This is a genomic window from Bradyrhizobium diazoefficiens (assembly GCF_016612535.1).
Classification (GTDB): Bacteria; Pseudomonadota; Alphaproteobacteria; order Rhizobiales; family Xanthobacteraceae; genus Bradyrhizobium; species Bradyrhizobium diazoefficiens_C.
This window is the reverse complement of sequence record NZ_JAENXS010000003.1, coordinates 344390-356492: the sequence shown is the minus strand read 5'-3', so window position 1 is coordinate 356492 and position 12103 is coordinate 344390. Positions and strand designations below refer to the sequence as shown.

Sequence of the window (12103 nt, the reverse complement as noted above, 5' to 3'; positions counted from 1 at the left end):
CGGACCGCCCCGCGTGACACCCATCCCGCACAAGACCACCAACGCAAGTCGCACCGCCGGCATCCCCGCCCTTCTGAAAACCGCCTTCGTCAACGCGCTGATCGCGCTGGTGCTGTTCTCGTTGATGATCGGCATTCGCACCGAGGCAGGCTCCGATGGCCAGCTGACCTACTGGACGCGCTTCGGCGACCTCGCCTCGATCGTCGCTGCGGTGTTCGGCGGCTCGATCGTGATCGACCTATTGCGGCAATGGATCGGCCCGACCGGCGCCGAGAAGCTGGTGCCGCCCGCTGTGCACAGCGGCCTGTCGTTCATCGGCCGCTACCTCGCGCCGGCGCTCCTGATCTTCACCCTGCTGGTGCCGGTGATCTTCTATAACCAGCGCTATATCCTCGACCTCGCGATCCTCGTGCTCACCTATGTCATGCTGGGCTGGGGCCTCAACGTGGTGGTCGGGCTCGCCGGCCTGCTCGATCTCGGCTACGTCGCCTTCTATGCGGTGGGCGCCTATTCCTACGCGCTGCTCGCCACCAATTTCGGCTGGTCGTTCTGGGTCTGCCTGCCGCTCGCCGGCATCCTGGCCGCGTTCTGGGGCGTGCTGCTCGGCTTCCCCGTGCTGCGCCTGCGCGGCGACTATCTCGCCATCGTGACGCTTGCATTCGGTGAGATCATCCGCCTCGTCATCATCAACTGGCAGGATCTGACCGGCGGCCCCAACGGCGTCTCCGGCATTCCCCGCCCGAGCTTCTTCGGCATTCCGCTCGACAACAGCGACGACGGGCTCGCGGCAAAGCTCGGCATCGAATACTCGCCGACCCATCGCATCGTCTTCCTGTTCTATTTGATCCTGGCGCTCGCGCTGCTCACCAACTGGGTGACGATCCGCCTGCGCCGCCTGCCGATCGGCCGCGCCTGGGAAGCCTTGCGCGAGGACGAGGTCGCCTGCCGTGCGCTCGGCATCAACACCACGACTACCAAGCTCACGGCCTTTGCGACCGGCGCCATGTTCGGCGGCTTCGCTGGCGCGTTCTTCGCCACCCGTCAGGGCTTCATCAGCCCGGAATCCTTCACCTTCCAGGAATCGGCGCTGGTGCTCGCCATTGTCGTGCTCGGCGGCATGGGCTCGCAGCTCGGTGTCGCGCTCGCAGCGCTCACGATGATCGGCGGCTTCGAGCTGTTCCGCAGCCTCGAGGGCTACCGCATGCTGGTATTCGGCATGGCGATGGTGCTGATCATGATCTGGCGGCCGCGCGGCATCATTGGCCATCGCGCGCCGACCGTCTATCTGACCAAGGCGCAAGCTATCTCCTCCGACCTCGTCAAGGAAGGGCACGGATGAGCGGCGAGACCATGAGCGACAAGATTCTTGGCGTCGACAAGCTCACCATGCGCTTCGGCGGCATCGTTGCCGTGCAGGACCTGTCGTTTGCGGCCGAACGGAGGAAGATCACCGCGCTGATCGGACCGAACGGCGCCGGCAAGACCACCGTGTTCAACTGCATCACCGGCTTCTACAAGCCGAGCGGCGGCGCCATCCGCCTCACCCACGACGACGGCAGGCAGATCGCGCTGGAGCGACTGAACGATTTCCGCATCGCCAAGCAGGCCAAGGTCGCGCGTACCTTCCAGAACATCCGGCTGTTTCCCGGCATGACCGCGCTGGAGAACCTGATGGTGGCGCAGCACAACGTACTGATGCGCGCCTCCGGGTTCACCTTTCTCGGCCTGATCGGCGCGCCCACCTACCGCGGCGCCGAAAAACACGCGATCGCGCTCGCCACCGACTGGCTCAAGCGGATCAACCTGCTGGATCGCGCCGACGATGCTGCCGGCAATCTCGCCTATGGCGACCAGCGCCGGCTGGAGATCGCGCGCGCGATGTGCACCGAGCCCGCGCTTCTGTGCCTGGATGAGCCCGCCGCCGGCCTCAATGCGCGCGAGAGCGCTGCGCTCAGCGAGCTCCTGCTGTCGATCCGCAACGAGCTCGGCACCTCGATCCTCCTGATCGAGCACGACATGTCCGTGGTGATGGAGATCTCCGACCACATCGTGGTGATGGACCACGGCGTGAAGATCGCCCAAGGCACGCCGCAGGAAGTGCGCGACGATCCCAAGGTGATCGCGGCCTATCTCGGCACCGACGAGGAAGAGGCCGTGGCCGTGATGGAGAGCGGGTCGTGACGGCTGCCCCCACTCCCCTGCTCGCGATCCGCAGCCTTCGCGCCGCCTACGGCAAGATCGAGGCACTGAAGGGCGTCGACGTCGAAATCAATGCCGGGGAGATCGTGGCCTTGATCGGCGCCAACGGCGCCGGCAAGTCGACGCTGATGATGACCATCTTCGGCAAGCCTCGCGCCCGTGCCGGCCAGATTCTCTACGAAGGCCGCGACATCACCGACGTGCCGACCCACGAGATCGCCCATCTGCGCATCGCGCAGTCGCCGGAAGGCCGTCGCATCTTCCCGCGCATGAGCGTGGCGGAAAACCTCCAGATGGGCGCGGATGCCACCGAATGCACCGATGCGGAGCGCGAAGCGACGCTGGAGCGCGTGTTCACGCTGTTTCCGCGGCTGAAGGAACGCTACGTCCAGCGCGGCGGCACGCTGTCCGGCGGTGAGCAGCAGATGCTGGCGATCGGCCGCGCCCTGATGAGCCGGCCGCGCCTGCTCCTGCTCGACGAACCCTCGCTCGGGCTGGCGCCGCTGATCGCCCGCCAGATTTTTGATGCCATCCGCACCCTGAACCGGCAGGACGGCCTGACCGTCCTGATCGTCGAGCAGAACGCCAACCATGCGCTCAAGCTCGCCCATCGCGGCTACGTCATGGTCAATGGCCTGATCACGCTCGCCGGCACCGGCGTCGAGTTGTTGCAGCGCCCCGAGATTCGCGCCGCTTATCTCGAAGGCGGCCGACACGGCTAGCGGTCTACTTCGCGGCGCAGCGGCTCTTCGCAACAGGCTTGCTGGTGTCGTCGATCGCGCAGAATGGGATGGACCAGACGAAATCGGCGGAAAACGCCGCCGGAATCTGCTTGTCGGCGACGATCGGCAGTGCAGCCGGTCCCCAGGGGCCGCCGATCTGGGTCGACCAGTACCATTCGCCGTGCACGGGACCGAGTGGAGCGCCGGTCGTATTGTCGAAGCCGGCGATCGTGGTCGCCGAACCATCGGCGCCGAATGCCGCACGGGAGTGGCAGGTCATGCATGACGACTGGAAGTCGAAGGTCTCTTCCGTGATCGAATTGCCGAGCCGGATCGCCATGCCGGTCGCGTCGGTGAAATCGGTCTGCGACCCCTTCAGGCAGTAGAACTGGTAGGCCGGATCGAGCTGCGCCTCCTTGAACAGGCTCGCGAGCGCCGGCGTGTGCGTGCACGCGGGATACGGCTTCGGATTGTTCGCCGGATTCTGGTAGCTCGGATCCTTGGGATCGGGGATCGTCGTATCGGGCGCGACCATGGCGTGCGCCGAACCGAAGCTGTCGTGGCAGCCGATATATTCGCAGCGGCCCGGATTGTTCTGGTGCTCGAAGGTCGCCCACGTCCAGTTCGGCACCATCTTCGAGATCAAGTGCATGGAGACGAGGGCGTACTGCTTACCGCCCGCGGTATTCACATGATAGAACTTGCCCGCGTCGGCCGGACTGCCCGTATATCCGGGAATGCCGCTCTTGGTTGGATCCTGCGGGTCCTGCACGGGAAACCAGTTCGCCTTGACCTCGATCGCGTCGGCGGGAAAGACGAGAAGCTTGCGATCCCGCGTGAAGGTCTCGAACGCCTTTTGCAGACCCGAAATCTTGTGAAGATCGTGCGAAACGATGAAGTCGAAGTCGATCTTGTTGCGGCGGGTCTCCTCGAGATTGTCGCCTTCCTTCAGCGGTCGCGGCGGCGGCAGCACGAAGGGCTGAAAGGCGCGTCCCTGCTTGCCCAGCTGAAACGCCCGATCGGCTTCGCGAATCTGCAACAGAATGTTCGGCCGCAGAACCTTCGGTGCGGGCGTGGTTGGCCATTGCGGGTTTGGGTTGAATGTCTCGCCGTCGCTGGCCCAGGTCTCGAACAGCGCATTGTTGTTCCCCGCCGTCGTGCTTGGCGAGTTCACGTAGAGGAACAGGCACCATGAGACGCGGTCAGGGTCCGAGATCGCAGGGTTGAAGGATTTGAAGATGTCTTCCTGCGTCGACGGTTTTGCCCGCGGGGTGGCAACGCATTCGTTCAATCGCTGCAAGGCGGGATCCGGTCCCTGCTGAGCGAGCGAAGGCGGCTCTGCCGCGATCAGGATGCCCAAAATTGCGAGCGGGAGAATACTCTTCATGGAATTCTCCGATCAAAATGAGTGCACTTCGATCAACGTCTTCTGATTGTATTAGATAAATGATATCCCCTTGAGTTGATCACATTTCGCGTGCTGCTGCAATCGCTCTCGTTGGTCCAGGCAGGGCCCGCACCGTGCCCGCAAAATCAGGCGAGGATCATGCAGCGGACCGTGTGCGGCCGAATGTGGCGAGATATCTCCGCCAGTGGCCGTATTTTGCCGGTGACTTCTCCGAAAATTCATTCAACAATAGGAGCGGTTTGAACCGGGCAAGCCCGGCAACTTCCACAGGCGACCACCCGCGAGGTATCTCATGAAATCACTGAAGCTTATCGGTCTGGCATTCGGAGCGTCGATCGCGCTGTCGAGCGCGGCATTCGCGCAGGATGTCACCATCGCCGTCGCAGGCCCGATGACCGGCACCGAGTCTGCCTTCGGCCGCCAGATGAAGAACGGCGCTGAAATGGCGGTGGCCGATATCAACACCGCCGGCGGCGTCAACGGCAAGAAGCTCGCCCTCGACATCGAGGACGATGCCTGCGATCCGAAGCAGGCGCGTTCGGTCGCCGAGAAGATCGCCGGCGCCAAGATTCCGTTCGTCGCTGGGCACTATTGCTCGTCCTCGTCGATCCCGGCCTCGGAAGCCTATGCCGACGGCAACGTGCTCCAGATCACCCCCGCCTCGACCAATCCGAAGTTTACCGATAGCGGACTCTGGAACGTGGCGCGCGTCTGTGGCCGTGACGATCAGCAGGGCCTGGTTGCGGCGCAGTACATCGCGAAGAACTTCAAGGGCAAGAACATCGCGATTCTCGACGACAAGACCACTTACGGCAAGGGTCTCGCCGACGAGACCAAGAAGGCCCTCGTCAAGGCCGGCGTCACCGTGAAGCTCTCCGAATCCTACAACAAGGGCGACAAGGACTTTAACGCGATCGTCTCGCGGCTGAAGAAGGACAGCATCGATCTGGTCTATGTCGGCGGCTATCATCAGGAGTCAGGCCTGATCCTGCGCCAGATGCGCGACCAGGGTCTCAAGACGATCCTGATGGCCGGCGACGCACTCGCCGACAAGGAGTATGCCTCCATCACCGGTCCAGCCGGCGAAGGCACGCTGTTCACCTTCGGTCCGGATCCGCGCAACAAGCCGACCGCGAAGAAGATCGTCGAGGCCTTCAAGGCCAAGAACATCGACCCCGAGGGCTACACGCTCTACACCTATGCGGCGATGCAGGTCTGGTCGCAAGCAGCGAAGAAGGCCGGCACCATGGACGCCAAGAAGGTGATGGCGGCCCTCAAGGCCGGCAAGTGGGACACCGTGATCGGCCCGATCGAGTATGACGCCAAGGGCGACATCAAGCAGCTCGATTACGTCGTCTACAAATGGGACGCCAAGGGCGGATACGCCGAGATCAAGGGCAACGGCACCTGAGACACGACGCCTGACCTATTCATCTCAACGCCCCGGTTCGCCGGGGCGTTTTCTTTGCAGCAGGATCAGACGGCTGCAGAAAGTTCCCCGCCCGCCGCTTCCTGCGCCTTCCGGAGCGCCTGCAGCAGGTCGTTCGGCCGAAACGGCTTTTGCAGGCAGACGACGCCGTCCAGACCAGGCGCCTCGCCGATGAAATCCAGCGCCGTCATGCCGGAAACCGCAACGATCGGAAATCCGGGAACGCGCTCGCGAATAGCGGCCATGACCTCGATACCGCTGGTGTCGGTCAGGAAAATGTCGACAATCGCCGCATCGAAAACGCTCTCGCCGAAGGCTTTCAGGCCGGCCGCGCCGCTCTCGGCTTCAACGACGTCATAACGGTTGACCCGGAGGACAATCGAGACCATGGCGCGGACGTCCTTCTGGTCGTCGACAACAAGGACACGGGGCATGGGAACAACTCCCGGATTCGTATCATTAATTGGTTCAATTCAACGGCGCCGTGCGCCAAGGCAGTATGGGTCCGTCAAGTAAAGCCAACCTTACCGATTCCCTATTCCGCGTACCTATCGAAGTTAAGTAAGCTGTAACCCTCGGTTGAGTCGTGGGCGCGCCCCCTCGGGACGCGCGCCCGGAGCCGGCTACCATGGAGGCCAAGGCAAAACACCCAAGGCAGCCGGCCAACGAAGTCACGTGGACTAGCCCCATGACGACCCAGCGAGAGGTCAACGTGCACGCAAAGAACGACCGAAGCACATTCCTTTCGACCTTGCCGGCCATGCAGAGCGATCGCACTGCAGCATTGGCGATCGTCGGGATCTCCGCGATCCTGTTTGCGCTGGCTGTCCCGTTCGCGGCAACGCCGCTGATGCAGGTGCCGGCTTTCGTGGCCAGCTACCAATCGGCGCTAGCCGTCAGCGACATCATCACCGCGGTTCTGCTGCTGTCGCAATTCGCCGTCCTGCGCAGCCGCGCGCTGCTGCTGTTGTCGACCGGATATTTGTTCACGGCGGCTTCGGCGGTAACCCACGCCCTCACCTTTCCGGGGCTGTTCGCACCGGCCGGCTCGCTGGGCGCCGGGCCCCAGACCACTGTCTGGCTCTACATGGTCTGGCACGGCGGGTTCCCCCTGTTCGTGCTGGCCTATGGGTGGTTGAAGGACGGCAATGGCGGCGCCAAGGTCGAGGGATCGACCGAGCGTCCGATCGCGCTCGCCGTCCTCGGCGTGGTGGTGGCGATGACCGTCATCGCCTGGATTGTCACGGCGCAGCACGATCTGCTGCCGGTCCTGCTCAGGGACGGCCGCTACACCACCACCATGATCGGCGTTGTGTCGTTCGTCTGGTCCTTGAGCTTCGCGGCGCTGATCACGCTGTGGTTCCGCAAGCCGCATACGGTGATCGACGTCTGGCTGATGGTCACGATGTGCGCCTGGCTGTTCGACATCGCGCTGTCGGCAATCGTCAATGTCTCCCGCTACGATCTCGGCTTCTATGCCGGCCGTCTCTACGGCCTCGGCGCCGCGAGCTTCGTGCTCGCCGTGCTCCTGATCGAGAATGTCCGCCTTCAGGCCCACACCGTCGGTCTCGTCGGCCAACTGCGCGAACAGTCGGCCTCGGATCGCGACTTCTACTCGAAACGTCTCGCGCTGTACGGCGCCGTCGTCGAGTCCTCCAACGATGCGATCATCACCGAGTCGCTCGACGGCATCATCACCGGCTGGAACAATGCTGCCGAACACCTGTTCGGCTATTCTGCCGCCGAGGCCGTCGGCCGGTCGATCGACCTCGTGGTGCCGGAGGACCAGAGGGCCGATGCCAGGGGTATTCTGAATCGCATCAGCGGCAACGAGTCGATCGCCCAGCACGAAACGGTGCGCATCCACAAGAATGGCCGTCAACTCGACGTCGTCCTGAACGTGTCGCCGCTGCGATCGGACAGCGGGCAAATCATCGGCGCATCCAAGATCGCCCATGACATCACCGAGGAAAAGCAATCGCGCGAGAAGTTACGTCGCGAGATCGAGGAACGCCAGCGCATCTTCGAGACCTCGCAGGATTTGATCCTGGTCACCGACGGGTATGGCAAGTTCATCCAGGTCAGCCCGAGCGTGAAGGACATCCTCGGCTACGCCCCGGAAGATATGATCGGGCACAGCGCGACGGAGTTCATCCACACCGACGACCTTGACAGGACGCGCGAGGAGATGCGCGCGGCGCGCCGCGGTCATATCAAGCGTAGCTTCGAGGCGCGCTATTATCATTACGACGGTCACGAGGTCACGCTGAACTGGATGGGCAGCTGGTCCGAGCCGGTGAAGCGCCATTTCTTCATCGGCCGCGACCTCACCGACAAGCAGGCCGCGGAGGCCCAGCTCCGGCAGGTCCAGAAGATGGATTCCATCGGCCAATTGACCGGCGGCGTCGCCCACGATTTTAACAACGTGCTTACCGTCATCACCGGCACGATCGGCATTCTCGCCGACGCGGTCGCCGACCGGCCCGATCTCGCCGCCATCACCAAGCTGATCGACGATGCAGCCGAGCGCGGCGCGCAGCTGACCAAGCACCTGCTCGCCTTCGCCCGCAAGCAGCCGCTCCAGCCGCGCGAGATCGACGTCAATGCCCTGGTGCTGGAGGCCGCCAAGCTCTTGCATCCGACGCTTGGCGAGCAGATCACGATCATGCCGCAGCTCACCGAAGACGCCTGGCCGGCGCTGATCGACCCGAGCCAGCTTTCGACTGCGATCCTCAATCTCGCGCTCAATGCGCGCGATGCCATGCCCGACGGCGGCACCCTGGTGCTGGAGACCCGCAACATCTTCCTCGACGACGGCTATGCCAGTATGAATCCCGACGTCGTTGCCGGCAATTACGTGATGATCGCGGTCAGCGACACCGGCACCGGCATTCCGGCAGCCCTGATCGAGCGGGTGTTCGATCCCTTCTTCACCACCAAAGAGGTCGGCAAGGGCACGGGGCTGGGCTTGAGCATGGTGTTCGGCTTCGTCAAGCAGTCCGGCGGGCACATCAAGATCTACAGCGAGGAAGGCCACGGCACGAGCGTGAAGATTTACCTGCCACGTTCGAGCGGCGTGCAGGAGACCGAGTACGAGGCGCTCCAGAACGTGCCGATCGCCGGCGGCGACGAGAAGATCCTGATCGTCGAGGACGACGCGCTGGTCCGGCAGTATGTCGTGACTCAGATCAAGAGCCTCGGCTATGCCGCGCTCGAGGCGGCCAACGCCGCCGAAGCCCTCACCATCATCGACACCGACGGGGACATCGACCTGCTCTTCACCGACGTCATCATGCCCGGCAACATGAACGGCCGGCAGCTGGCCGATGAGGCGGCCCGGCGACGCCCCGACCTGAAGACGCTGTTCACCTCAGGCTACACCGAAAACGCCATTGTTCATCATGGGCGACTCGATTCCGGCGTGCTGCTGCTGGCAAAGCCGTATCGAAAGTCCGAGCTTGCCAAGATGCTCAGGATGGCGCTGGCGAGTTGAGCGGGCCGCTCGCGTGCGCTATCGCTGAGGCCATGCCGCGCATGGAGTGCCGCCCTTGAAAAACCTTCTCACCGATATCGCCGGCGTCCGCGTCGGTCACGCCGAGGATGCGAAAGTCGCCTCCGGCGTCACGGCGATCATGTTCGACCAGCCGGCGGTGGCAGCGATCGACGTCCGCGGCGGCGGACCCGGCACGCGCGAGGGGTCGTTGCTCGATCTTGCCAGCATGCAGGAACGGGTGGACGCGATCGCGCTGTCCGGCGGCTCCGCCTTTGGAATCGAGGCCGGAGGCGGCATCCAGGCATGGCTTGCCGAACAAGGCCGCGGCCTCCGGGTCCGCGAGGCCGTGATCCCTCTCGTGCCGGGCGCGATCCTGTTCGATCTGCTCAACGGCGGCGACAAGGCATGGGGCCGCTTCGCGCCCTATCGCGATCTCGGCTACGCCGCGGCGGTCTCCGCCAGGACGGAGTTTGCGCTCGGCAGCGTCGGCGCCGGCTTCGGCGCCTCCACCGCGACATTCAAGGGCGGGCTCGGCTCGGCGTCCGCTCTCATGAGCAGCGGCATCACAGTCGCGGCGATCGTCGCCGTCAATGCGGTCGGCAGCGCCACCGTCGGCGACGGGCCCTGGTTCTGGGCGGCGCCATTCGAAGAGAACAGCGAGTTCGGCGGGCGCGGCCTGCCACCCGCGTTCACGCCGGACATGCTCAAGATGCGCATCAAGGGTGGGCCTGCCGCCAGCGAGCGCGAGAACACCACGATCGGCGTCGTCGTCACAGACGCCGTGCTGACCAAGCCCCAGGCCAAGCGGCTGGCGATGGTCGCGCACACCGGCTTTGCCCGCGCGCTCTATCCGGTGCATGCCCCGACCGATGGCGATGTGCTGTTTGCCGCCGCGACATGCGCGAAGCCGATCGAGCCCGTCGTCGGCCTCACCGAGCTCGGCACGATCGCCGCCAACGTGGTCGCGCGCGCAATCGCCCGCGGCGTCTACAGCGCGACCGCACTTCCGTTCCCCGGCGCGCAGCCGGCGTGGAAGGATCGGTTTGGCTAGAGTCTCAGAAGGCGCGTTATACGCTTATCGACATCGAGGAAGAGCCCGCGATGGCCGATGATCCCTGTCCTTGACTCTGCATCATCTGCGCAAACCAGTCATAGGGCGAATTGCCAGTGCCCGACCCATTCGAAGAGTTGGAGGCGCCCGGCACCGTCGTCGTCATCTTGAAGCCGTCGGCATAGGTGACGGTGGTGGTGCTCGAGCCGTCGGCGCCGGTCGTCGTGGTCGAGGTCGATCCACCACTTGAGGACGCTGACGACGAGGAATCCGAGTCGCTGCCCGATGCGTCGCCGGAGCCGCTCGCAGCCTGGGCGTGATGGTGGCCGCCGTGATGGCCGCTGCCCTTTAGCGCCTTCGATATCTCGTCGAGGCTGACGCTGCCGTCGGAATCGCCATCGAGCTTGGAGAACACGTCGTCGGCCTGCGCCAGATTGGTGCCGCCAGCACCCAGCGCATTCTCGAACTCGGACTTGCTGATCTGGCCGTCTCCATTGGCGTCGAGCTGCGAAAACAGATCCTTGAGCGCACCGTTCTGGCTCGTCGACGTCGAGGAAGTCGAACTCGACGACGTCGACGAAGTCGAGGTGCTGGTGCTGTCTGTCGATTGGCTCTGCGCTGCGATCAGCGCGCTCATCGTCTCCGGCGCGATCTGCGCGCAATTGCCGGAATTGACCGACGACGCCGCACCGCCGGTCGTGCTGCTGCTGCCGCTGTCGATCGCGAACGGATTGGTCGTCGCGCCTTGCGACGTCGACGACGAGGATTTCGAGCTCGTCAGTGATTGAATCGCATCGAGCGCGCTTGAGACGGCACCTAGGGCAAACAACATTGCACAACTCCAACCGATGCGGCACGCCGCGGCCAATGTTCCGGCAGTGAAGTCAGCAAGCGTCGTGCCAGCGTAAAAAGCTCAATGAAATCCGGCTCGACCGCGCTTTGCGGGGTGCGGGAACATCGGCAATTCATGCCGCTGACGGCAGAATTTTCCGCCCACAGGAAGCTCATCCTCCCTGCATTGCCCGGCCGAGGGACCCATGTTAGGCGAAGCCATTCGCCCTTCGGCCGCCACGGGAAACAGCGCCATGACCCAAGCCTTCGCCCCCCGCCCCCTGGCCATCGCCCCTTCGATCCTGGCCTCGGATTTCTCGAAGCTCGGCGAGGAGGTTCGCGCGGTCGATGCCGCAGGCGCCGACTGGATCCATCTCGACGTGATGGATGGGCACTTCGTTCCCAACATCTCCTACGGCCCTGACGTCATCAAGGCGATGCGCCCGCACACCAAGAAGGTGTTCGACGCGCATCTGATGATCTCGCCCTGCGACCCCTATCTCGAGACCTTCGCGAAAGCCGGTTGCGACCACATCACCGTGCACGCGGAGGCGGGTCCCCATTTGCACCGCTCCCTGCAAGCGATCCGCGCGCTCGGCAGGAAGGCCGGCGTGTCGCTCAATCCGGGCACGCCGATCAGCGTGCTTGAATATGTGCTCGACCTGGTCGACCTCGTGCTGGTGATGTCGGTCAATCCGGGCTTCGGCGGCCAGGCCTTCATCTCCTCCTCAATCGGCAAGATCCGCGACATCCGCGCCATGACGGCGGGCCGGCCGATCGACATCGAGGTCGATGGCGGCGTCGGCCCCGACGTCGCGGGCGCGCTGGCAGCTGCCGGTGCCAACGCCTTCGTCGCCGGCACCTCCGTGTTCAGGGGCGGCACGCTGGAGGCCTACAAGACCAACATCGCGGCGATCCGCAACGCGGCCGCTGGCGCCCGCGGCGAAGCCATCTGAAGCAGATACGCCCC

The 12103-nt window shown here is 64.2% G+C and carries 10 protein-coding genes; 7 read left to right on the top strand and 3 right to left on the bottom strand.

All coding sequences use genetic code 11. The features are described from left to right. Window positions 1-13 precede the first annotated feature (13 nt). The 3 genes from livM to JJE66_RS32800 are packed head-to-tail and all read left to right on the top strand — an operon-like array spanning window position 14 to window position 2921. The gene (gene livM / locus JJE66_RS32810) at window positions 14-1339 is read left to right on the top strand and encodes a high-affinity branched-chain amino acid ABC transporter permease LivM (protein WP_200519827.1); all 1326 of its coding nucleotides are present in this window, start codon (window positions 14-16) and stop codon (window positions 1337-1339) included. Next, a complete protein-coding gene (locus JJE66_RS32805; RefSeq protein WP_283818542.1) occupies window positions 1336-2181 on the top strand; it encodes an ABC transporter ATP-binding protein in 846 nt (281 codons plus the stop codon). Before livM ends, JJE66_RS32805 begins: the two co-directional genes overlap by 4 nt. After that, window positions 2178-2921, top strand: coding sequence for an ABC transporter ATP-binding protein (locus JJE66_RS32800; RefSeq protein ID WP_200519825.1), 744 nt, complete (start codon window positions 2178-2180; stop codon window positions 2919-2921). The genes JJE66_RS32805 and JJE66_RS32800 overlap by 4 nt, the downstream gene beginning before the upstream one ends. A 4-nt stretch (window positions 2922-2925) precedes the next feature. On the opposite strand, the gene JJE66_RS32795 is transcribed toward JJE66_RS32800, so the two are convergent. Then, entirely contained in the window at window positions 2926-4308 is a 1383-nt protein-coding gene (locus tag JJE66_RS32795; RefSeq protein WP_200519823.1) for a hypothetical protein, read from the bottom strand. A 313-nt stretch (window positions 4309-4621) separates the two neighbouring features. On the opposite strand from JJE66_RS32795, the gene JJE66_RS32790 reads away from it, so the two are divergent. Then, entirely contained in the window at window positions 4622-5740 is a 1119-nt protein-coding gene (locus JJE66_RS32790; RefSeq protein ID WP_200519821.1) for a branched-chain amino acid ABC transporter substrate-binding protein, read from the top strand. Between the two features lie 65 nt (window positions 5741-5805). Here JJE66_RS32790 and JJE66_RS32785 read toward each other — a convergent pair whose 3' ends face one another. Then, entirely contained in the window at window positions 5806-6192 is a 387-nt protein-coding gene (locus tag JJE66_RS32785; protein ID WP_200519819.1) for a response regulator, read from the bottom strand. 254 nt (window positions 6193-6446) lie between these two features. Between JJE66_RS32785 and JJE66_RS32780 the strand changes: the two genes are divergently transcribed. Both JJE66_RS32780 and JJE66_RS32775 read left to right on the top strand, forming a co-directional pair. Then, a complete protein-coding gene (locus JJE66_RS32780) occupies window positions 6447-9251 on the top strand; it encodes a PAS domain S-box protein (protein ID WP_200519817.1) in 2805 nt (934 codons plus the stop codon). 55 nt (window positions 9252-9306) lie between these two features. Then, window positions 9307-10302: a P1 family peptidase gene (locus tag JJE66_RS32775; RefSeq protein WP_200519815.1), complete on the top strand. Its 996-nt coding sequence runs from the start codon at window positions 9307-9309 to the stop codon at window positions 10300-10302. Between the two features lie 16 nt (window positions 10303-10318). Here the strand turns inward: JJE66_RS32775 and JJE66_RS32770 are convergent, their stop codons facing one another. After that, window positions 10319-11134 carry an EF-hand domain-containing protein gene (locus JJE66_RS32770; protein ID WP_200519808.1) on the bottom strand — a complete coding sequence of 272 codons (816 nt, stop codon included), beginning with the start codon at window positions 11132-11134 and terminating at the stop codon, window positions 10319-10321. Between the two features lie 253 nt (window positions 11135-11387). Between JJE66_RS32770 and rpe the strand changes: the two genes are divergently transcribed. Continuing rightward, a complete protein-coding gene (gene rpe / locus JJE66_RS32765; RefSeq protein WP_200519806.1) occupies window positions 11388-12089 on the top strand; it encodes a ribulose-phosphate 3-epimerase in 702 nt (233 codons plus the stop codon). Window positions 12090-12103: the final 14 nt, after the last annotated feature.